The organism is Burkholderia sp. SCN-KJ, assembly GCF_024656005.1.
Lineage (GTDB): Bacteria > Pseudomonadota > Gammaproteobacteria > Burkholderiales > Burkholderiaceae > Burkholderia.
Genome location: NZ_JANKOG010000002.1, coordinates 12386 through 35003 on the forward strand (window position 1 = coordinate 12386; position 22618 = coordinate 35003).

18 protein-coding genes are annotated in these 22618 nt (G+C 67.9%); 13 read left to right on the forward strand and 5 right to left on the reverse strand.

The features are described from left to right. Positions 1 to 16 precede the first annotated feature (16 nt). The 8 genes from NQV17_RS03395 to NQV17_RS03430 all read left to right on the forward strand — a co-directional run bounded on the left by NQV17_RS03395 (position 17) and on the right by NQV17_RS03430 (position 8434). Complete coding sequence (locus NQV17_RS03395; protein WP_257768854.1) at positions 17 to 859, forward strand: ureidoglycolate lyase; 843 nt, start codon at positions 17 to 19, stop codon at positions 857 to 859. 23 nt (positions 860 to 882) lie between these two features. Beyond that, a complete protein-coding gene (locus tag NQV17_RS03400; protein ID WP_257768856.1) occupies positions 883 to 2160 on the forward strand; it encodes an L-fuconate dehydratase in 1278 nt (425 codons plus the stop codon). A gap of 76 nt (positions 2161 to 2236) precedes the next feature. Continuing rightward, positions 2237 to 3013, forward strand: a complete 777-nt coding sequence (locus NQV17_RS03405; protein ID WP_257768858.1) for an SDR family oxidoreductase — start codon at positions 2237 to 2239, stop codon at positions 3011 to 3013. A 12-nt stretch (positions 3014 to 3025) separates the two neighbouring features. Then, positions 3026 to 4570 carry a sugar ABC transporter ATP-binding protein gene (locus NQV17_RS03410; RefSeq protein ID WP_257768860.1) on the forward strand — a complete coding sequence of 515 codons (1545 nt, stop codon included), beginning with the start codon at positions 3026 to 3028 and terminating at the stop codon, positions 4568 to 4570. Positions 4571 to 4589: 19 nt separating this feature from the next. Next, positions 4590 to 5627 (forward strand): ABC transporter permease, encoded by a 1038-nt coding sequence (locus tag NQV17_RS03415; RefSeq protein ID WP_257768862.1) that lies wholly within the window; start codon positions 4590 to 4592, stop codon positions 5625 to 5627. A 92-nt stretch (positions 5628 to 5719) separates the two neighbouring features. Continuing rightward, positions 5720 to 6661 carry an ABC transporter substrate-binding protein gene (locus tag NQV17_RS03420; protein WP_044847796.1) on the forward strand — a complete coding sequence of 314 codons (942 nt, stop codon included), beginning with the start codon at positions 5720 to 5722 and terminating at the stop codon, positions 6659 to 6661. A gap of 43 nt (positions 6662 to 6704) precedes the next feature. Beyond that, on the forward strand, positions 6705 to 7595 hold the full coding sequence (locus NQV17_RS03425; protein WP_257768866.1) for an amidohydrolase: 891 nt from the start codon (positions 6705 to 6707) through the stop codon (positions 7593 to 7595). 77 nt (positions 7596 to 7672) lie between these two features. Further along, a complete protein-coding gene (locus NQV17_RS03430) occupies positions 7673 to 8434 on the forward strand; it encodes a FadR/GntR family transcriptional regulator (protein ID WP_044847798.1) in 762 nt (253 codons plus the stop codon). 16 nt (positions 8435 to 8450) lie between these two features. Here the strand turns inward: NQV17_RS03430 and NQV17_RS03435 are convergent, their stop codons facing one another. From NQV17_RS03435 to NQV17_RS03455, 5 genes are all read right to left on the reverse strand, one after another. Next, positions 8451 to 9692 carry an FAD-binding oxidoreductase gene (locus NQV17_RS03435; RefSeq protein WP_124485219.1) on the reverse strand — a complete coding sequence of 414 codons (1242 nt, stop codon included), beginning with the start codon at positions 9690 to 9692 and terminating at the stop codon, positions 8451 to 8453. A gap of 115 nt (positions 9693 to 9807) precedes the next feature. Next, positions 9808 to 11148 carry an amidase family protein gene (locus NQV17_RS03440; RefSeq protein ID WP_257768870.1) on the reverse strand — a complete coding sequence of 447 codons (1341 nt, stop codon included), beginning with the start codon at positions 11146 to 11148 and terminating at the stop codon, positions 9808 to 9810. 14 nt (positions 11149 to 11162) lie between these two features. Continuing rightward, on the reverse strand, positions 11163 to 12503 hold the full coding sequence (locus NQV17_RS03445) for an MFS transporter (RefSeq protein WP_257768872.1): 1341 nt from the start codon (positions 12501 to 12503) through the stop codon (positions 11163 to 11165). A 90-nt stretch (positions 12504 to 12593) separates the two neighbouring features. Then, on the reverse strand, positions 12594 to 14030 hold the full coding sequence (locus tag NQV17_RS03450) for an amidohydrolase family protein (protein WP_257768874.1): 1437 nt from the start codon (positions 14028 to 14030) through the stop codon (positions 12594 to 12596). Between the two features lie 158 nt (positions 14031 to 14188). Then, positions 14189 to 15076: a LysR family transcriptional regulator gene (locus NQV17_RS03455; protein ID WP_044847802.1), complete on the reverse strand. Its 888-nt coding sequence runs from the start codon at positions 15074 to 15076 to the stop codon at positions 14189 to 14191. 469 nt (positions 15077 to 15545) lie between these two features. On the opposite strand from NQV17_RS03455, the gene NQV17_RS03460 reads away from it, so the two are divergent. The 5 genes from NQV17_RS03460 (at position 15546) to NQV17_RS03480 (ending at position 22614) form a co-directional block, all read left to right on the forward strand. Then, a complete protein-coding gene (locus NQV17_RS03460) occupies positions 15546 to 16253 on the forward strand; it encodes a YfiR family protein (RefSeq protein ID WP_257768877.1) in 708 nt (235 codons plus the stop codon). Further along, complete coding sequence (locus NQV17_RS03465; protein WP_257768891.1) at positions 16250 to 17518, forward strand: diguanylate cyclase domain-containing protein; 1269 nt, start codon at positions 16250 to 16252, stop codon at positions 17516 to 17518. The genes NQV17_RS03460 and NQV17_RS03465 overlap by 4 nt, the downstream gene beginning before the upstream one ends. Positions 17519 to 17602: 84 nt before the next feature. After that, positions 17603 to 18112 carry an OmpA family protein gene (locus tag NQV17_RS03470; protein WP_257768893.1) on the forward strand — a complete coding sequence of 170 codons (510 nt, stop codon included), beginning with the start codon at positions 17603 to 17605 and terminating at the stop codon, positions 18110 to 18112. A gap of 339 nt (positions 18113 to 18451) precedes the next feature. Next, on the forward strand, positions 18452 to 20341 hold the full coding sequence (gene tssF, locus NQV17_RS03475) for a type VI secretion system baseplate subunit TssF (protein WP_257768895.1): 1890 nt from the start codon (positions 18452 to 18454) through the stop codon (positions 20339 to 20341). A 134-nt stretch (positions 20342 to 20475) separates the two neighbouring features. After that, positions 20476 to 22614, forward strand: a complete 2139-nt coding sequence (locus NQV17_RS03480; protein ID WP_257768897.1) for a type VI secretion system Vgr family protein — start codon at positions 20476 to 20478, stop codon at positions 22612 to 22614. Positions 22615 to 22618: the final 4 nt, after the last annotated feature.

Genomic DNA, 22618 nt, shown 5'->3' on the forward strand with positions numbered 1-22618 from the left:
TTTCCGCCCACACCACATGAAACTGCTGAGATTTGGCGACAAACACCATGAAAAGCCGGGCTTGCTCGATGCGCAGGGCAGGATCCGCGACCTGTCGGGCGTGATCGACGACGTCGCCGGCGACGCGCTCGCACCCGCGTCGCTCGTGCGGCTGCGCGAGCTCGACCCGGCGTCGCTGCCGCTCGTCGAAGGCACGCCGCGGCTCGGCGCGTGCGTCGGCCGCGTCGGCAAGTTCATCTGCATCGGGCTCAACTATTCCGACCACGCGGCAGAATCGGGGATGGACGTCCCGAAGGAGCCGGTCGTGTTCGGCAAGTGGACGAGCGCGATCTCGGGGCCGAACGACGACGTCGAGATCCCGCGCGGCTCGGAGAAGACCGACTGGGAAGTCGAGCTGGGCGTCGTGATCGGCCGGGGCGGCCGCTATATCGACGAAGCCGACGCGCTGTCGCACGTCGCCGGCTACTGCGTGGTGAACGACGTGTCGGAGCGCGAGTACCAGCTCGAACGCGGCGGCACGTGGGACAAGGGCAAGGGCAACGACACGTTCGGCCCGCTCGGCCCGTGGCTCGTGACGGCCGACGAAGTGCCCGATCCGCACGCGCTGCGGCTGTGGCTGGACGTGGACGGCCACCGCTACCAGAACGGCACGACCGCGACGATGGTGTTCCGTGTGCCGCACCTGATCAGCTACCTGAGCCGCTTCATGAGCCTGCAGCCGGGCGACGTGATCTCGACCGGCACGCCGCCGGGCGTGGGCCTCGGGCAGAAGCCGCCCGTCTATCTGCGCGCCGGGCAGGTGATCACGCTCGGCATCGACGGGCTCGGCGAGCAGCGCCAGCGCACCGTGCAGGCCTGAAACCCTTTCCCGGACGGTTCGCCATGCCTATCATTCGATCGATGCGCGTCCTCGACGTGCGCTTCCCGACCTCGCGCCAGCTCGACGGTTCCGATGCGATGAATCCGGACCCCGATTATTCGGCCGCGTACGTCGTGCTCGAAACCGACCGCGACGGGCTCGAAGGCCACGGGCTCACGTTCACCATCGGGCGCGGCAACGAAATCTGCTGCGCGGCGATCGACGCGATGCGTCACCTCGTCGTCGGCCTCGACCTCGACTGGATCCGCGAGGACATGGGCCGCTTCTGGCGGCACGTGACCTCGGACAGCCAGTTGCGCTGGATCGGCCCTGACAAGGGCGCGATTCATCTGGCGACGGGCGCGGTCGTCAACGCGGTGTGGGACCTGTGGGCGAAGGCGGTCGGCAAACCGCTGTGGCGGCTCGTCGCCGACATGAGCCCCGAGGAGATCGTGCGCGCGATCGACTTCCGCTACCTGACCGACTGCCTGACGCCGGACGAAGCGCTCGACCTGCTGCGCCGGCAGGCGCCGGGCAAGGCCGCGCGGATCGCGACGCTCGAGCGCGAAGGCTACCCGTGCTACACGACGTCGGCCGGCTGGCTCGGCTACAGCGACGACAAGCTGCGCCGGTTGTGCCATGAAGCGGTGGACGCGGGTTTCGATTACGTGAAGCTGAAGGTCGGCGCGAACCTGGAGGACGACATCCGCCGCGTGACGATCGCACGCGAGGTGATCGGCCCGGACCGCAAGCTGATGATCGACGCGAACCAGGTGTGGGAAGTCGACGAGGCGATCGACTGGGTGCGCGAGCTGGCGTTCGCGAAACCGTGGTTCATCGAGGAGCCGACGAGCCCCGACGACGTCGAAGGGCATCGCAAGATCCGCGAGGCGATCGCTCCGGTGCAGGTCGCGACCGGCGAGATGTGCCAGAACCGCGTGATGTTCAAGCAGTTCATCGCGCGCGGCGCGATCGACGTCGTGCAGATCGACGCGTGCCGGCTCGGCGGCGTGAACGAGATTCTCGCGGTGATGCTGCTGGCCGCGAAATACGGGCTGCCGGTGTGTCCGCATGCGGGCGGCGTCGGGCTGTGCGAATACGTGCAGCATCTGTCGATGATCGACTACGTGTGCATTGCCGGCACGAAGGAAGGGCGCGTGACCGAATACGTCGATCACCTGCACGAGCATTTCGTCGAGCCCTGTGTCGTGCGCGGCGCGGCGTACATGCCGCCGACGGCACCCGGCTTTTCGATCGAGATGAAGCCGGCATCGCTCGAGCAGTACCGGTTCCGCGGCTGAAGCACGCAGCACGACGGCGCACGATGACCCGCGCATGGCCTGCGCGCGGCGACAACATGAACGACGGAGACGCGAAGTGGATTTGAATCTGCAAGACAAGGTCGTGATCGTGACCGGCGGCGCGTCGGGCATCGGCGCCGCGATCTCGATGCGGCTTGCCGGCGAAGGCGCGATTCCGGTCGTGTTCGCGCGCCACACGCCGGATGACGGTTTCTGGCGCGCACTCGCGCAGAAGCAGCCGCGCGCCGCGTGCGTGTCCGTCGAGCTGCAGGACGACGCACAGTGCCGCGACGCAGTCGCGCAGACCGTCGCGCGCTTCGGCCGCATCGACGGCCTCGTCAACAACGCCGGAATCAACGACGGCGTCGGGCTCGATGCCGGGCGCGACGCGTTCGTCGCATCGCTCGAACGCAACCTGATCCACTACTACGTGATGGCGCATTACTGCGTGCCGCACCTGAAGGCGACGCGCGGCGCGATCGTCAACATCTCGTCGAAGACGGCGGTCACCGGCCAGGGCAACACGAGCGGCTATTGCGCATCGAAGGGCGCGCAGCTCGCGCTCACGCGCGAATGGGCGGTCGCACTGCGCGACGACGGCGTGCGCGTGAACGCGGTGATCCCGGCCGAGGTGATGACGCCGCTTTACCAGAACTGGATCGCCGGTTTCGACGACCCGGAAGCGAAGCTCGCGGAAATCGCCGGCAAGGTGCCGCTCGGCAAGCGCTTCACGACCGCCGACGAGATTGCCGACACGGCCGTGTTCCTGCTGTCGGCGCGCGCGTCGCACACGACGGGCCAGTGGCTGTTCGTCGATGGCGGCTACACGCATCTCGATCGCGCGATCGGCTGAGGGCGGCGAGCCATGCAACCCGATCCGAACCCGACGACCCTCGCGCCCGCGGCGCTGATCGAGCTGACCGGCGTCAGCAAGCGCTTTCCGGGCGTGTTGGCGCTCGACGATTGCCGCTTCGACCTGCGCGCCGGCGAAGTGCATGCGCTGATGGGCGAGAACGGCGCGGGCAAGTCGACGCTGATGAAGATTCTCGCCGGCGTCTATCAGAAGGACGAAGGCGAGATCCGGATCGACGGCCGCGCGGTGGACATCGACGATCCGCGGGCCGCGCAGGCGCTCGGGATCGGCATCATCCATCAGGAACTGAACCTGATGAACCACCTGAGCGTCGCGCAGAACATCTTCATCGGCCGCGAGCCGCGCGGCCGCTTCGGCATGTTCGTCGACGAGGACAGGCTGAACCGCGACGCCGCCGCGATCTTCGCGCGGATGCGGCTCGATCTCGATCCGCGCACGCCGGTCGGCCGGCTGACGGTCGCGAAGCAGCAGATGGTCGAGATCGCGAAGGCGCTGTCGTTCGAGTCGCGCGTGCTGATCATGGATGAACCGACCGCCGCGCTGAACAACGCGGAAATCGCCGAGCTGTTCCGCATCATCGGCGACCTGCGCGCGCACGGCGTCGGCATCGTCTACATCTCGCACAAGATGGACGAGCTGCGCCAGATCGCCGATCGCGTGACGGTGATGCGCGACGGCAAGTACGTTGCGACCGTGCCGATGGCGGATACGTCGATGGAAGCGATCATCGCGATGATGGTCGGCCGCCAGCTCGATGCGACGTTCCGCACGCCGCCCGATACGTCGGCCAACGCGGTCGCGCTCGAGGTGCGCGGGCTGTCGCGCGGCCGTGCGATCCGCGACGTCGGCTTCACGTTGCGGCGCGGCGAGATCCTCGGCTTCGCTGGGCTGATGGGCGCGGGCCGCACCGAGGTCGCGCGCGCGGTGTTCGGCGCGGACCCGGTCGACGCGGGCGAGATCCGCGTGCACGGCAAGACCGTGACGATCCGCACGCCGGCCGACGCGGTCAGGCACGGGATCGGTTATCTCTCGGAGGACCGCAAGCACTTCGGGCTCGCGGTCGGGATGGACGTGCAGAACAACATCGCGCTGTCGAGCATGCGGCGTTTCGTGCGCCGCGGCCTGTTCCTCGATGCGCGCGGGATGCGCGACACCGCGCAGTCGTACGTGCGGCAGCTCGCGATCCGCACGCCGTCCGTCGCGCAGCCGGCGCGGCTCCTGTCGGGCGGCAACCAGCAGAAGATCGTGATCGCGAAGTGGCTGCTGCGCGACTGCGACATCCTGTTCTTCGACGAGCCGACCCGCGGCATCGATGTCGGCGCGAAAAGCGAGATCTACAAGCTGCTCGACGCGCTCGCCGCCGACGGCAAGGCGATCGTGATGATCTCGTCGGAGTTGCCCGAGGTGCTGCGCATGAGCCACCGGATCCTCGTGATGTGCGAAGGGCGCGTGACCGGCGAATTGCGCGCGGCCGACGCCACGCAGGAAAAGATCATGCAGCTCGCGACGCAGCGCGAGTCGACCGTATTGTCCTGATTCCGACGCTTACCCGATCATGTCCAACGATACGCATCCCGTTCCGCCTCTTGCCACCGGCGACACGCCGGCCGGCGCAGCGGGCCTCCGTGCCCGCTTCTTCAACCCGGCCGCGCGGCAGAAGCTGCTCGCGTTCGCGAGCCTCGTGCTGCTGATCGTGTTCTTCAGCTTCGCGTCGCCGAACTTCCTCGAAGTCGACAACCTCGTGACGATCCTGCAGGCCACCGCCGTGAACGGTGTGCTGGCCGTCGCGTGCACCTACGTGATCATCACGTCGGGCATCGACCTGTCGGTCGGCACGCTGATGACCTTCTGCGCGGTGATGGCCGGCGTCGTGCTGACGAAGTGGGGCATGCCGCTGCCGCTCGGGATCCTGGCCGCGTTGTTGTTCGGCGCGCTGTCGGGCAGCGTGTCGGGCTTCGTGATCGCGAAGATGAAGGTGCCGCCGTTCATCGCGACGCTCGGCATGATGATGCTGCTCAAGGGGCTGTCGCTCGTGATCTCGGGCACGCGGCCGATCTACTTCAACGACACGCCGGGCTTCACGTCGATCGCGCAGGATTCGCTGATCGGCAGCCTGATTCCCGCGCTGCCGATCCCGAACGCGGTGCTGATCCTGTTCCTCGTCGCGGTCGGCGCGTCGATCGTGCTGAACCGGACGATCTTCGGCCGCTACACGTTCGCGCTCGGCAGCAACGAGGAAGCGCTGCGGCTGTCCGGCGTGAATGTCGATGCGTGGAAGATCGCCGTCTACACGTTCAGCGGCGCGGTGTGCGGGATCGCAGGACTCCTGATCGCGTCGCGGCTGAATTCCGCGCAGCCCGCGCTCGGGCAGGGCTACGAGCTCGACGCGATCGCGGCCGTCGTGATCGGCGGCACGTCGCTGTCGGGCGGCGCGGGCAGCATCGTCGGCACCATCATCGGCGCGTTCATCATGAGCGTGCTGACCAACGGACTGCGCATCATGTCGGTCGCGCAGGAATGGCAGACGGTCGTGACGGGCGTGATCATCATCCTCGCCGTCTACGTGGACATCCTGCGCCGGCGCCGCCGCTGACGCATGCACGCACGAACCCGAACACGAACACACATGCGCTTCACCGCCGGCCGCGCCGGCATCCCAGTCGATACCAACCAAGGAGACGCGAAGTGATCAGGAGCAAGGTGTTGAACGCGATCGTCGGGCTGACGTTCGCCGTCGGCGTGACGGCCGGCGCGCAGGCGCAGGAATCCTACATCCCGCTGATCTCGAAGGGCTTCCAGCATCAGTTCTGGCAGGCCGTGAAGGCGGGCGCGATGCAGGCCGCGAAGGACTACAAGGTGAAGGTGACGTTCGAAGGCCCCGAAACCGAGGCGATGGTCGACAAGCAGATCGACATGCTGTCCGCCGCGATCGCGAAGAAGCCGGCCGCGCTCGGCTTCGCGGCACTCGACAGCAAGGCCGCGCTGCCGCTCCTGAAGAAGGCGCAGGCCGAGAAGATTCCGGTGATCGCGTTCGACTCGGGCGTCGACAGCGACATCCCGGTGACGACCGCCGCGACCAACAACAAGGCCGCCGCCGCGCTCGCCGCCGACAAGCTCGCCGCGCTGATCGGCGACGAAGGCGAGGTGGCCGTGGTCGCGCACGACCAGACGAGCCGCACGGGCATCGACCGCCGCGACGGCTTTCTCGAACGGATGAAGTCCGCGCACCCGAAGGTGCAGGTCGTGACCGTGCAGTATGGCGAGGGCGATCAGCTGAAGTCCACCGAAGTGACCAAGTCGATCCTGCAGGCGTATCCGAAGCTCAAGGGCTTGTTCGGCACGAACGAAGGCTCGGCGATCGGCGTGGTGAACGGCGTGCGCGAGATGAAGCGCAAGGTCGTGATCATCGGCTACGATTCGGGCAAGCAGCAGAAGGACGCGATCCGCAGCGGGCTGATGGCCGGCGCGATCACGCAGAACCCGGTCGGGATCGGCTACAAGACGGTCGAGGCGGCCGTGAAGGCGACCAAGGGCGAGAAGCTGCCGAAGGTCATCGATACCGGTTTCTACTGGTACGACAAGACCAATATCGACGACCCGAAAATCACGGCGGTGCTGTACGACTGAGCGCGACGTGACGCGGCGGGCAACGGTGAATCACGAGGACACCATGGGCGCAGTGCGTATCGATTCCCACCAGCACTTCTGGCGTTACCGCGCGGCCGACTATCCGTGGATCGGCCCCGGCATGGATGTGCTCGCCCGCGACTACCTGCCCGACGCGCTATGGCCGCAGATGCATGCGCAGGCGCTCGGTGCGTCGATCGCGGTGCAGGCGCGCGCCGGGCGCGACGAGACGGCGTTCCTGCTCGATCTCGCCCGCCACGACGCGCACATCGCGGCGGTGGTCGGCTGGGAGGATCTCGGTGCGCCGGAACTCGCCGAGCGCATCGCCGAATGGCGCAGCCCGAAGCTGCGCGGCTTTCGTCACCAGGTGCAGGACGAAGCCGACGTCGGCGCGTTCGTCGCGGATCCCGCGTTCAATCGCGGTGTCGCGTGGCTGCAGGCGAGCGGCTATGTGTACGACGTGCTCGTGTTCGAGCGCCAGTTGCCCGACGTGCGCGCGTTCTGCGCGCGGCACGATGCGCACTGGCTCGTGCTCGATCATGCCGGCAAGCCGCCGCTCGCCGAATTCCACCGCGATGGCGCTGCGCTCGCCCGCTGGCGTGCCGGGTTGCGCGAGCTGGGCGCGTTGCCGCACGTCGTGTGCAAGCTGTCGGGGCTCGTGACCGAGACGGACTGGCGGCGCGGCCTGCGCGGGCAGGACATCCGGCACATCGAGCAATGCCTCGACGCGGCGCTCGACGCGTTCGGCCCGCAGCGGCTGATGTTCGGGTCGGACTGGCCCGTGTGCCTGCTTGCGGCGTCGTATGACGAAGTGGCGTCGCTGGTCGAGCGCTGGGCCGAAGCGCGGTTGTCGGCGGCCGAGCGCGACGCGTTGTGGGGCGGCACGGCCGCGCGTTGCTATGCGCTGCCGGGCGATTCGAAGCCCCGCATATAAAATAGGCGCGAACGGCCCGACGCGCGTGCGCCATTCGTCAGACCGTCCGCAATGCAATCGCTTACCTGTATCAACGTATGTCCATCCAGCCGATTCAGAACCGCCGCCTCTACCAGCAGATCGCCGACAAGCTCAGCGCGATGATCGAGTCCGGCGACTTCCCGCCGGGCAGCTACCTGCCGCCCGAGCGCGAACTGGCCGAGCAGTTCGGCGTGTCGCGCACGTCGGTGCGCGAGGCGCTGATCGCGCTCGAAGTCAGCGGGCTCGTCAGCGTGCGTGTCGGCGACGGCGTGAAGGTGCGCCAACCCGAGGCGGCGGCCGCGCCGGAGCCGCGGCCCGATACGAAGGTTGCGCCGTTCCCGGTCGTCGAGATCGATCCCGAGCTCGGCATCGCGCTCGACCTCGATACCGAAATCCCGCCGTTCGCGCTGCTGCAGGCGCGCCGGCTGATCGAGCCGGAAGCCGCGTCGCTCGCCGCGAAGCATGGTTCGGACGCGCAGATCGAAGGGATTCACGCGGCGTTCCTGCGCAACCAGGAAGACAACCGCAGCGGCTCGCTCACGCATCCGGGCGACCGGCTGTTCCATATCCGTATCGCGGAAGCGAGCGACAACCCCGCGTATGCGCTGATGATCAAGCAGCTGCTCGCGCACAAGTACGACCTGATGTTCCAGCGGCTGCAGTCGCTGTACATGCCCAACGACATGCCGCACCGCTCGGAGCTCGAACACCGCGCGATCCTCGACGCGATCCGTGCGCGCGACCCGGAGGCCGCGCGCCGTGCGATGGCCGAGCATCTCGACGAGGTGATCCGGATCTTCGGCCGCGCGCTCGACTGAGCGCGGGCGAGCGCAATCAGAAGCGGTCGGCGCGGTAGGGCGTCGGGTCGGTGAACGGCGCTTCGCCCGTCATCATCTCGGCCAGCAGGCGGCCGGAGACGGGGCCGAGCGTGAGCCCGTGATGGTTGTGCCCGAACGAGAACCACAGCCCGCGATGCGCGGGCGCGGGGCCGATCACCGGCCGCATGTCGGGCGTGCACGGCCGGAAGCCGAGCCACGGCTGCGGGTCGAGCCGTTCGCCGAAGCCGAACACCGGGCGCGCGACGCGTTCCGCGCGCTCGAGCTGTACGCCGGTCGGCGGCAGGCCGCGCCGGGCGATCTCGACGCCGGTGGTCAGCCGCAAGCCGCGCCGCATCGGCGCGATCACGTAGCCGTATTCGCGATCGACGATCGGCGCCGACGGCGCGCCGCGTTCGGACGGCGCGTAGTGCATGTGATAGCCGCGCTTCTCGCGCAGCGGAATCTTGTAGCCGAACTTGCCGAACACCGTGTCCGACCACGGGCCGAGCGCGACGACCACGGCCGGCGCGGCGATCTTGCCGTCGTCCGTCGTGACCTGCCAGCCGGGCGACAGCGCGTCGAGGCTCGCCGCATCGCCGGTGAGCAGCGTGCCGCCGCCTTGCACGAAGAGTTGCGCGTAGGTTTTGACGAGCGCGGACGGATCGACGACGCTTTTCGGATCGAGCCAGTGCAGCGCGCCGCAGAACCCGGGCGCGAGGCTCGGTTCCTGCGCGCGCAGTGTCGCGGCATCGAGCGGCGTGATGCCGAGCCCGTGGCGGCGCGCGGTGAGTCCCGCATCGGTGACGGCGCGTTCGAACGCGGCCGGCGTGCGGAACGCTTCCATCCAGCCGCTCGCGCGGATCAGCTCGGTGGCGCCGGCGCGCGCGATCAACGCGTCGTGCTCGACGATGCAGCGCTCGATCAGCGGCAGCATGTCGCGCGAGGCCGCCGCGTGACGCAGCGGCGCCGATTCCCACCAGAAACGCGCGAGCCACGGCGCGAACGCGGGCAGCGACGTGCTGTGCCAGTAGAGATCGGTGGAGCGGTTCAGCGCGTAGCGCATCAGCGTGAACGGGCTGCGCGGGAACGGATACGGCTCGACCGACGAGCGTTCGATCAGCCCCGCGTTGCCGAAGCTCGTGCCTTCGCCGGGCGCGCCGCGGTCGACGAGGGCGACCTTGCGGCCGCGATCCTGCAGGTGCAGCGCGGCGGAGACGCCGACGATGCCCGCGCCCAGAACGATTACGTCGAAGTCCATCGGTGGTGATTGGCGGTTAGTGGGGCGCCGGATCGCAGTGCGGTGCGCGCGCCCAGATTGGAGAGGCTCGAACGACAAGCATACTCGCGGCGGCGCGGGTCACCAAGAGGGGGCGCTAACGGTGCAGCCCGCGCCACTTAGCCGCGAATTGCCGCGCGGCGTCGAAGCAAACCGCGTCGCGTTGCGGCGCGCCGATCAACTGCACGCCCACCGGCAATTCACCCCGCACGAAGCACGGTGCGCTGACGACCGGCAGCCCCGCAAACGAAATCGGCTGAGTGAGCAAGCCGAGCGTCTTCGCAGGTTCAAGCGCGACGCCGTTGACATCGACGGTCGCGTCGGTCAAGCGCGGCGCGGCATAGGGCGTCGCGGCCGCGAGCAGCACATCGTAGCGCGCGAACAGCGCTTCGACGCGCGCGCGCCACGCGGCACGGCAGGCAAGCGCTTCCCGGTGGGCGGCGTCGGACGTGGCGAGGCCGGTTGCGATGCGCGACCGCAGGCGTTCTGAGACGTGCGCCGCCGGCGCGTCGAGCAACCCGCGATGGTTGCGGGCCAGCTCTACGTTCGAGATCGTGATCGCGGCTTCCCGCACGCGTGCGACTTCGGCGCTGTCGACCGGCACCGCTTCCCCCGCATCCAGACACGCCGCCGCACGCCGCACCGCGCGTTGCGCATCCGCATCGGCATGTCGTTCGAAATCACCCGTCAGCACGGCGACGCGAAGCGGCGCGGCCGGATCGCGAGTCGGTTGCGAGGGCGCTGCATGCGCATCGCACAGCGTGTGATACAGCGCGGCCAGGTCGTCGATATCGTTCGCGAAGCCGCCGACGGTGTCGAGCGATTCGGCATAGGGGAGGCAACCGACCGTCGACAGCCGCCCGTCGCTCGGGCGAAACCCCCATACGCCGCATAGTGCCGCCGGTGCGCGGATCGAGCCGTTGGTATCGCTGCCGAGCGCGAGCGGCACGTAGCCGGCCGCGACGGCAGCGGCCGAGCCGCTCGACGAACCGCCCGTCATGCGCGCCGGATCCGCTGGCAGGCGCACGGCGCCATAGTGCGGATTCACGCCGGTGGCACCGCACGCGAGTTCGTCCATGTGCGTCGCGCCGATCGGTACCGCGCCGGCCGCGCACAGTCGCGCGACCATCGCGGCATCGGCGACGGCGGGCGGCAACGCGGCGCGCGCCGGCGAGCCGGCGACCGTCGTGTAGCCCGCCACGTCGATATTCCACTTCACGAGAAACGGCACGCCTGCCAGCGGCCCGGGATCGCGTCCGTCACGCACGAGCCGATCGATCCGCAGCGCGTCGCGCAGCGCCCGTTCGTCGAAGGTGCGGGCGCAGGCATGGATCGCGCCGTCGCGCGCGGCGATATCGGCGAGCACGGTTTGCACGAGCGACACAGCACTCACGCGTCCCGCACGAATCCCGGCCGCCAGCGCTAGCGCGTTGCGCATCGAAGGCACCGGGTTCACGTGCGTACCATCAGCCGGCGCGGAATCGACAGGATCAGCGCGGCGGCGGCGAACAGCGTGAAGGCGAGCAGCGCGACGCCGAGTTCGGTGCTGCCCGTCAATCCGGTCGCGTAGCCCATCAGCGTCGGGCCGACGAACCCGGCGACGGCCGCGCCGATGTTGACGAGCCCGGCGCCGCCCGCGGCCGCTTCACCGGCGAGAATCCGCGACGGCAGGCTCCAGAACATCGCGAGCGTGCTCATGATGCCGGCCACGCCGATGGTCAGGCACATGACGGCGAGCACCGGATGGGCGCGCATGCCGAGGCTCGCGAGCAGCGCGACGCCGCCGATCGCGACGGGCAGCGCCGTATGCCAGCGGCGTTCACCGGTGCGCACCGAGTGCTGCGCGTTCGCGACCATCGCGACCGATGCGACCAGATAAGGGATCGCGCTGACGAGGCCGACGCCGAGATTGCTCAGCGAACCGAGCGCCTTGATCATCGTCGGCATCCAGAACACCAGCCCGTAGTTGCCGACGTTGTAGAGGAACGACGTCGCGAACAGCAGCCACAGCGTCGGCTCGCGCAGCGCGGCGCCGAGCTTCGTGCGCTTGCCGGCGGCTTCCTGCGCCATCTCCGCGCGAATCATCCGTTTCTCCGCGTCGGTCAGCCAGGTCGCGTCGTCGATCCGCTCCGTCACGCGTGCGAGCAGGTACAGGCCGAGCACGATCGCCGGCAGCCCTTCGATCAGGAACATCCACTGCCAGCCGCGCAGCCCGAGGCCGCCATGCGTCGCGTCCATGATCCAGCCCGACAGCGGGCCGCCGACGACCACGCCCAGCGGCATCGCGAGAAACAGGAAGGCCATGACCTTCGCGAGCCGGTGCGACGGAAACCACACGCTGAAGTACGCGATCACGGCCGGAAAGAAGCTGGCCTCGGTCACGCCGAGCAGGAAGCGCAGCGCATAGAAGCTCGCGGTGTCGCGGGTCGCCAGCGTCGCGACCGACACGACGCCCCACGTCAGCATCGAGCCGGCGAGGCAGCGCTTCACGCCGATCCGCCGCACGAGCCAGCCGGCCGGCACCTGCAGCAGCAGGTAGCCGACGAAGAACAACCCTGCGCCGACGCCGTAGGCGGCGTCCGTGAGGTGCAGGTCCGTCACCATCTGCAGCTTCGCGAAGCCGACGTTGACGCGGTCGAGATAACCGAAGAAATAGCAGACCAGGATCAGCGGAATGATGCGCCGGCTCAGGCGCGCGTACAGCGCGTCGAGGCCGGGCGCGGCGGTGTCCGCGTGCGGGGCCGCGCCGGGTTGCATGCCGCGCGGCGTGGGGATGCCGTTGGAATTCGTCATGGTGACTCCGTGCAGGTTGATTCCGGGGCGACGGCCGCGCGGGCGGCGACCTTCGCGACGACGGACAGGCGTGCCATCGATCGGCCGACGCTAGCGTCCACGGCGCAGCGCCCGGCCGGGGCGCGCGCCGGTGTGCCGGCCGTGTTCGAGCACGGCACACCCGTTGACGAACACGTGCTCGATGCCTTCAGGGCGGAGCGTCGGGCTCGCGAACGTCGCACGGTCGATCACGCGGGCGGGATCGAACACGACGAGATCCGCGTAATGACCGACCGCGAGCCGCCCGCGCGCCGCGATGCCGAATTGCTCGGCCGTGAGGCCCGTCATCTTGCGCACGGCGGTTTCGAGCGGGAACAGGCCTCGCTCGCGCGAGAATTCGCCGAGCACGCGCGGGAACGTGCCCCACAGCCGCGGGTGCGGGCGCGTGTCGTTGGGCAGGCCGTCGGAGCCGATCATCGTCAGTTCGTGGCGCATGATGCGTTCCACGTCCGCCTCGTCCATCACGAAGTAGATCGCGCCGGCGGGGCGCAGCGCGTCGATCGCGGCGTCGACGGAGTCGCCGAACAGCGGCAGCAGTTCGCGGAAGTCGCGGCCCGCGAGCTCGGGATGCGGCTTCGACCAGGCCAGGATCACGTGCGACGACTGGCGGATGCGATCCGCGCGCAGCATCGTCGACGTGGCGGGATACGGATGGCAGTCGATGCACAGCGGTTGCCGTGCGCGCTGCGCGTCGATATGCGCGAGCGTTTCGACCGAGCGGCCGTGGTTGGCCTTGCCGGCCACCTTGTGATGCGACAGCACGACGCGCACGTCGAGCGCGCGTCCGATCGAGAACGCTTCGTCGAGCGACGCGATGATCGCGTCGGTTTCGTCGCGCAGGTGCGTCGCGAACACGCCGCCCGTCTCGCGCAGCGGCGCGCACACGTCGATCAGCTCGTCGGTCGTCGCCGCTGCCGCGGGCGGGTAGAAGGTGCCCGACGAGACGCCGAACGCGCCGGCCGTCATCGCTTCGCGCACGTCGGCCGCCATCGCCGCGATCTCCGCCGCGCTAGCCGCTCGATCGAGATCGGCCATGTGCCGCACGCGCAGCGTCGAATGGCCGAGCAGGGCCGCCGTGTTCACGGCGGCGGGCGTTGCGTCGAGCGCGTCGAGATATGCGCGAAACGACGGAAAGCGAAACGACTGCCAGGCACCCAGCAGGTCGAGCGGCTGCGGCACGTCGCGTTCGGCGAGCAGCGGGGCGAGACTGATCCCGCAGTTGCCGGCGATCACCGTCGTGACGCCTTGCGCGACCTTCGGTTCGACGTCGGGATCGGTCAGCACGAACGCGTCGTCGTGCGTGTGGCTGTCGATGAAGCCCGGCGCGACGACCAGGCCGCTCGCGTCGAGCGTGTGTGCCGCCGTCGCGCCGCCCAGGTCGCCGATCGCGGCGATGCGCTCGCCCGTCACGCCGAGATCGGCCTCGAAGCGCGCGGCCCCCGTACCGTCGATCAGCTCGCCGCGGCGCAGGATCACGTCGAAATGCATGATGGCTCCTCCGGAATCTGCCCGGACCCGCGTGCTGCCCGTGTCCGTCGTTCATGTTCGCCACCATCGTCACCAGCCATTTTTCAGGCGTCCAATGCCGTTCGGCTCGCGATTCATGCGAAACCGGCATCAATGCGAGTGACGCCGCGCCCGCCGCGCTACGCGAACGCGGCCTTCACCAGCGCAAGAAGATCGCTCGCGAAGCTCGACATCGAGATGGTGCGATGCCGTACGATGCCGACCGTGCGGTCGATCGTCGGGCTCGCGATCGGCACCGCGCGCACCGCCGGCGAGCCGTACGCACGCAGCGCGCTTTCGGGCAGGATCGCGCTGCCGACGCCGGCCGCCACCAGCGCGGCGACGCACGAGATGTGCTCGACCTCGTAGAACCAGCGGGTTCGCACCGCCTCCTGGCCCATCAGCATTTCGAGCAGCAGACGATTGCCGCTGTCGCGGCCGCCGATGATCAGCTTCGCGTGCCGCAGTTCGCCGAGCGTGACGGCGTCCGCGCGCGCCAGCGGATCGTCCTCGTGGGTCGCGAGCACGTAGCGGTCGGTGAAGAGCGGTTCGAACACCAGATCGTCGTCGTCGCCGGGGTGCAGGCTCACGCCGAACTCGGCGATCCCCGCGCGCACCTGCGACAGCACGAAGTCGTGATTGCCGTCGAGAATCTGCACGGCGACCTGCGGATACCTGGCCGCATAGTGGCGCAGCACGTCGGGCAGCGCCTGTGCGACGACCGTCGGGATCGACGCGAGCCGCACCTTGCCGTAGCGCTTTTGCGCGATCTCCTGGATCGACGACAGCATCATCCCGAGCTGCGCGATCTGCTCGCGCGCCATCGGCAGGAACTGGCGGCCGACGCCCGTGAGCGTCACGCTGCGCGTGGTGCGCTGGAACAACTCGACGCCGAGCGTCTGTTCGAGCTTCTGGATGCGGCGCGACAGCCCCGGCTGTGTGAGGTGCAGCTTTTCCGCCGCGCGATGGAACGTGCCGAGTTCCGCAACGGCGACGAAGGCTTCGAGTTCCGAGTTTTCGACTTTCATGGCGCTCCAATGTGCAGGCCGATTCCCGCATGCCGGCGTGTGGCGGCAGGATTCACGCACCGGTATTTTCGTCGATATCGATTCGTGGCCGGCGGTGTCGCTCGCACGGCGATCGTGACGGAAAAAAATGACGTGACCGCTTCTGGCAGAAGATGCGCGTCGGGCGGCGGATGAAGATCCGTCGAAGCCGGGACGAATGTATGAAGGTTGACGCGCCCGCACGCTCAATCCACTGATCAATTTTCGAAGGCGCGGCCCGATCGTCGTCGGCAAACACGTTCGCTCGCATCGTCGCGCATCGCACCGATTCGCCCTATTTTCCGATTGCGATTTGGCGGGAGTATCCCACTGGTTCGGGTTGCGAATTTTTACCTAAGATGGAAGCAATCATGTGCGTGACACGGTACCTGCGCGCGCGCATGGCAGGCAGGAGGCAGGGCCGGGAACGACTGCAACCGATGTTTCCATCATGGATGCGAGTGTGTGCGCGACGGCCGCGAATCATGCGGCCGCATCGACGCCAGCGGGCGCGGCGGCAATCGCCGCGCGGACGGCGTCCGGCCGGTCGGGCCGAGTCGCCTCGTTGCGCCACGCATTCATCGCAATCGTTTGCGTTCTGAGCGTTGTCCCTTCCGTCCTCGCCGGATCGCTTGCCGACAGGGACGAGCCGGTCGACACGATGCACGTCTCAGCCACCGCGACGCCCGCCGGCCCGACGGGTCCCGCCTTTTCGTCACACGACTCCAACGTACGCCAGGTCGTGCTCGGCATCGTCAGTTTCACGCGCTGGCCGACGACGCCCGTGCGCCTGCACCTGTGCGTGACGGGCAGGCCCGACTACGCGGGCGACCTCACCGACACGATGCAGGCCGGCTCGACCGTGCTCGACGTGCAGCGCGTCCGCTTCGACGATCCCTCGCTCGGCATCGCCTGCGACGTCGTGTATCTCGGCGCGCTCGGCAACGACGAGCGAATGCGGGTGAGAACCGCGCTCGCCGGCCATCCGGTGCTGACCATCGCCGAACACGATCCCTCGTGCACCGCGGGCAGCATGTTCTGTCTGACGGTCGAAGGCGAGCACGTGACGTTCGACATCAATCTCGACGCCGTCGCGCGCAGTGGCGTGCGCGTGCATCCGAACGTGCTCAACCTCGCGCGGCGGACGCTGACGCCATGACACGTTCCGCGCCCCCCATTGCATCCTCACGCGTGCCGCGCCCGACGCTGCAAAGCGTGTTGCGCCGCGCGCACCTGCGCCTGGCATTCGTCGCGGTGACGATGGCCGCCGTGTCGCTGATCGTCGTCGCCGTGATCGCGTTGCGTGCGTATGCCGGCAACAACCTGAACCTGCTGGCCCGCTCGCTCGGTTACACGGTCGAGGCGGCGCTCGTGTTCGGCGACCGTGCCGCGGCGAGCGAAGCGATCGCGACGATCGCCAGCGACGAGGACGTCGCGCAGGTGGTGGTCACGGACAACAAGGGGCAGTTGTTCGCGACCTGGAAGCTGCCTGCCGGCGGCCGGATCGCCGGGCTCGAGCGCGTCGTCGCCGATCTTGCGTTGCCGGGGGCCGTGACCGTACCGGTGATGCACGACGGCATCGTCGTCGGTCAGGTGATCGTGCGTGGCCGTGGGCATCAGTTCTTCGGCTTCCTGCTCGGCGGCATCGGCGGCATTCTCGGCTGTCTCGTCGTCAGCGTGTTCGGCGCTTACATCAGCTCGAAGCGTCTTCTGCGCAACATCGTCGCGCCGCTGCGCGCGCTCGCCGCCGTCGCGCACGCCGTGCGGCGCGAGCGTGCGTTCGCGCGGCGCGTCGAGCCCGTGGCGATCGCCGAACTGAACCAGCTCGGCGACGACTTCAATGCGCTGCTCGATGAACTCGAGGACTGGCAGAACACGCTGCGCGACGAGAACGCGTCGCTCGAATACAAGGCGACGCACGATGCGCTCACGGGTTTGCCCAACCGTATGCAGTTCGAGTCGCGTCTGTCGCTGGCATTCTGCGACGCCGTGGTGACGGGGCAGCGTGTCGCCATCCTGTATCTCGACTGCGACCGCTTCAAGGAAATCAACGACTGCCTTGGCCACGATGCCGGCGATGCGGTGCTGGTCGGCATCGCGGCACGGTTGCGCGCGCAGGTGCGTGAAACCGATCTCGTCGCTCGCCTGGGCGGCGATGAATTCGCGGTGATGCTGACGGGTGTGCGCGACACGGACAGCGTGTGCCAGATCGCCGACCAGATCTTGTCCGGCATGGTGTCGTCGATCGAGTTGCCCGTCGGACGCATGGTGGCCACCATGATGAGTGCCGGCGTTGCGCTGTATCCCGACCATGCGTCCGACGCGAGCGGCTTGCTGCGCGCGGCGGACGCCGCGATGTACCGCGCCAAGCGTGCGCGGCCGGGGTCGTGGCAGTTGGCGGAAGGCGTAGCCGGGCGGGTTTGAAGTCTATCGTTTCGCGCTGCGGGCGAGGCCGCGGCGGCGGGATAAGAAGCGCACGCGATGCGGGCGCATGCGAAGGGGACTGTGATGAAAAACGCGTTATCTGTGAGCATGGGGAGGATGTGCGTCGCGAGCGCGGTGCTGCTGTGCCTGCTGCTCGGCGGGTGCAAGACGCCGCCGCTTCATCGTGGGCTCACTCAGACGCAGGTCACGGCGCTGAAGTCGGCCGGGTTTCAGGAGACCGAGCAGGGGTTCGAGTTCGGGTCGACGGGGCCGATCCTGTTTGATTTCGATCGGTACAACCTCAAGCCGGTCGTCAGGCGGGTTGTCGAGCGAATCGGAAGGACGTTGAAGTCGGCCGGCATCAATGGTGTGCGGGTTTATGGGTACTCGGACGACGAAGGCGAGACGGCTTACGATCTCGAGTTGTCCCGGCGGCGGGCGGAGGTGGTGGCGATCGAGCTGGTGGATGTGGGGCTGGACGGCAAGCAGATCGCGGTGGTCGGGAAAGGGAAGAGCGATCCGGTGGGGGATAACCGGACACCGGCCGGGCGGGCGCAGAATCGGAGGGCAGCGATTGTCGTATCGCCGCGGTGAGCGCATCGCACAGTCGCACACAGCGATTGGAAGTCTCCGCCTGCCGACACGCAGCCTGGCCGCACTGCATGCGAAATGCGCAGACATTGAAGCGCGTCGATGCGTTCGGCTGTAACGGTTTGTCACCATTGCCGTGCCGAAGCACGAACGTCCATTCGCGAGCGGCGAACCTTGATGATCACGGCATCCGGGCCGGATCGGCGGCACGAAACGGACACGCGTGACTGGACGCTGCCCGGAAAATCTGAAACGAAGTTTTCGACTGCCTGAATAAAATCGTTCCGCCTTTTTTGAACGCTGCATGGCCAAGTGGCGAGTGCAGCGGCTACCGGAACGTGTATGGCCCTCGAACCCAACGACCTGCTTCGGCATTTCGAACGTGAGCTTGCGCTGCTGCGCCGTTCGATGCAGACGTTCGCGCAGCGTTTTCCCAAGATCGCCGCGCGCCTTGCGATCACTGGCGAGCATTCGGACGACCCGCACGTCGAACGCTTGTTGCAGTCGTTCGCGTTGCTGGCGGCGTCGCACGACATCCGTCTCGAGGATGACGTGCCTGCGTTTTCACACAGCCTGCTCGAATCGCTGCACGGCACGTTCCTGCGCCCGTTTCCTTCCTGCGCGATCGCGCAATTTCGTGGCGACCAGACCGACAAGCAGACCGCACCTCGCGTCATCCCCCGCGGTGACCGATTGATCGCGCCGGCCGGCCGCGAAGTATTTCGGATGACAGATGACGTCACGATCGTGCCGTTGACCGTCGCGGCCGTGCGTTACACGACGTCGGCGATCGCACCGCGAGATGCAGCGTTGCCCGCCGAAACGACCGGCTTCCTGAGCGTCACGTTCGAGCTGACTGCATCGGAGGCCACGTTTGCGATCGTGCCGGACAGGCTGCGCCTGCACTTCACCGGCACGCGCGAGGTTGTCGCGGCACTCGCAGACGCCGCGCTGCTGCTTGCCGTACGAAGTTTCGCCGAAGTGGGCGATTCCGGTCGCTGGAAGCGCCTGCCGGGCGTGGCGATCACGGCCGTCGGCGTCGAGCCGGCCGATGCGCTGCTCGCCGCGCCACCCGACGACACCCTCGGGCCGTTTCACCTGCTGATGACGTACTGCGCCGCGCCGGAGCGTTTCGACTTTGTCGACGTCGACATGAGGCCGCTCAAGCGTGCCGCCGGCGACGGTCGTCGCGTCGCGCTGCACCTCGCGATCGCCGGCGTGCATCGGGACTCGCATCGCGCCCAGCGTCTGGCCGCCGCGACGGCGGACCATGTGCGCTTGTTCTGTACGCCGGTGATCAACCTGTTCCCGGACGATGCCGCGCCGATCGAGACGCGTGCCGGTTGCGCGTATTACCCGGTGAAGGCGCTGGCTCAGGCCGGTGCGCCGCGCACGGACATCTGGTCGATCGACTCCGTGCGTGAGATTTCCGACGCGGGGACATCGGCTCTGGCGCCATTCCATTCCCTACGGCACGGCATGGACGGCCGCCCCGGGTTGTTCTGGACGGTATTGCGCGACGAGGCGAGGCGGGCACCGAAGCGGAAGCCAGTCGACTCCGACGCCAAACAGGCGGACAAAGCGCCGACACCGACGCCGGCCCCGGACGAGACGCCAGAGCCGCTCCACGGCGTCGAACTCCAGCTCACCGACCGGGACGGCCAACCTGCCGATCCGGGCAAGCGCAATCTGGCGATCCGGCTTTCCTGTACCCAGGGCGACCTGTCCGGGATGCAGGCGGGCGAACTGGCGCCGGCGGAAGGCGAGCCGGTCGGAACGATCATGTTGCTGAACCGGCCGACCCGGTGCCGGGCGCGGGCCTTCCGCTACGGGGAGCTGTGGGATCTGCTGTCGCTTCTCGTGCCCCAGGCGATCCGACTGGACAAAGGCGGCCTGGCTCAGCTCAGGCGGCTTTGCGCACGTTGGGCGGAGGATTCGGTCGATGCCGGCCGGCGCTTCGATGCGCTCGTCTCGTTGTCGACCGCGCGCGTGCGGTGCTGGCTGCCCGGCAAGCCGGCCTCGGCGTTCGTGCAAGGGCTGGAAGTGCGGCTGGTCGTGGACGAGCAGCGCTTCGCCGGGTTCAGCCTGGGCGGGTTCGCGCACGTGATGGACCGGTTTTTCGCGCCGTACGTTCCGGTTACCAGCTTCGTGCAGATCGCGCTGTTTTCAGCCCATACGGGTGCGCTGCTTCGGCGCGGGCAGCCTTGTCCCGGCACCCAGCCTTTGATCTAGTTCCCGACTATTGGGGCGAGAACGAAAACGTTTGCGAAGGCGTCTTTCGCGCCCTCGGGTTTTGACCTACATTATCGAGGCCTCGGCCCGGCGAACCGGCCGACAGAACCTGAGAACACAAGCAAGGAACAAGAATGAGTTTCGCTCCGAACGGGGGTATTCCCAACGGTCTGGGCGGCAGTGCGCTCGGCTCCCTGAGCGCGCTCGGCGGCCTCGCAGGTCCGATCGCGTCGAGTGTTGCCGGAAGCGTCGGCCCGCTCGCCGGCCTGGCCGGGCACGTCGACACCGTCCAGCGCGCGATGCAGCTCGCGCAAACCGGTTTCTCGCTGATGGACAAGACGCCCGGCGCGATTGCCGAGGCGATCAACGGCGCCGCCAACCCCGCGCGCCTGACCCAGCTCAATCGCTACGTGACGCTCGATACGCCGCTCGGCCCGGACGTGCTGCTGGTCAGCGCGGCCGTCGTCGACGAGTACGTGAACCGGCTGCCGGAGATTCACCTCGACCTGCTGTCGCATCGCCGCGACCTTCGCCCGGACGACCTGATCGGCCAGCAGGTCAAGATCCGTTTCGACCAGCAGGCGCGCCTGTCGACGCTCGAGCGCATCGTCGCAACCGGCACCGGCGACAACGACCGCTACTTCGACGGCTACGTCGCATCGTTCGACCGCGCCGGCAATCCCGGGAACGTCACGCAGTATCACCTGACGGCCGTGCCGTGGTTCTGGTTCCTGACGCGCTCCACCGACTGCCGGATCTTCCAGAACAAGACCGCGCAGGACATCCTCACCGAGATTTTCCAGGAGCACGGGTTTTCCGATTTCGTGTTCGATATCCGGACGAGCCAGAAGCCGCTCGAGTACGTCGTGATGTATCAGGAGACTTACTACAACTTTTGCGCGCGGCTGATGGAGCAGGAGGGGCTGGTCTGGACGCACCGCTACGAGAAGGACAAGCATTTCCTCGTGATCGGCGACACGAACCTGCTGTTCCGTCCGATCGACGGGCTGGCCACCGTGCCGTTCGCCGCGACCGAGGCGAGTGAGGACAGCGGTATCGACCAGTTGCACGAGGGCCGGCGCTTCGGGGTCGGCAAGGTCACGTTTCGCGACTTCAATTACCAGAATCCGTCGTCGCCGCTGATGCTGGTCGAGGCCGAGCCGCAGAACCTCAAGCATGCGCGGCTCGACGCGACCGAGCGGTTCGAGCACCAGTCGCTGTACGACCATGGCGACGACGGCAACCGCTACGCGCGTTTCGCGATGGAGGCGGAAGAGGCGCAGGCGCATCGCTATACCGGCGGCGGCTATGCGTGGCGCATGACGACGGCCGGTGCCGTCACGGTGGCGAATCATCCCGTCCTCGAGAACAACCAGGAATACGTGATCCTGCACGTGCGTCATGAAGCGGTGAACGACTACACGCAGCACAGCGCGAAGCTGCCGTATCGCAACAGCTTCGCGCTGCTGCCGAAGAAGATTCCGTACCGTGCGCCGCGTGCGACGCCGAAGCCGGTGATTCACGGCACGCAGTCGGCGATCGTCGTCGGGCCGAAGGGCGAGGAAATCTATACCAACGGCAGCGCCGTAAAAGTGCACTTTCCGTGGGACCGGCGCGGCAAGAAGGACGGCTCCGATTCGATGTGGGTGCGCGTGTCGCAACCGTGGGCGGGCGACGGCTGGGGCGCGGCCGCGATTCCGCGGATCAAGCAGGAAGTGCTGGTCGCGTTCAACCAGGGCGATCCCGACAACCCGGTGATCGTCGGTCGCGTGTTCAACGGCGAGCAAGGTAATCCGTACCACGGCGCGGCTGGCCAGACGATGGGGATCAAGAGCCAGACGCACAAGGGGCAGGGGTCGAACGAAATCCGCATGACCGATACGAACGGCATGCAGGAGTTCTTCATGCACGCGCAGAAGGACATGAACACCGTCGTCGAGAACAACGAGACGCACAAGGTGCTGGGCCCGATGCGTACCGTGCTGGTGGCGACGGGTAGCGAAGAGAAGCAGATTCCGCAGGGCAACCTGACCGAGACGATCGCCGAGAAGCGCAGCACGACCGCGACCGTCGTCGAGGTGACGACGCCGGCCAAGGACGGGGGCGGCGGCACGCAGATGTACGTGGCCGAGCGCGGCATCCTGCTGAAGGTGCAGGACAGCTCGATCTCGCTCGCGCCGGAAGGCATCCGCCTCGAACACAAGGGTTCCGTGATCCTGATGACCGACGACGGCGTGATGGTCAACGGCAAGCGCATCGATCTCAACAAATAACTCG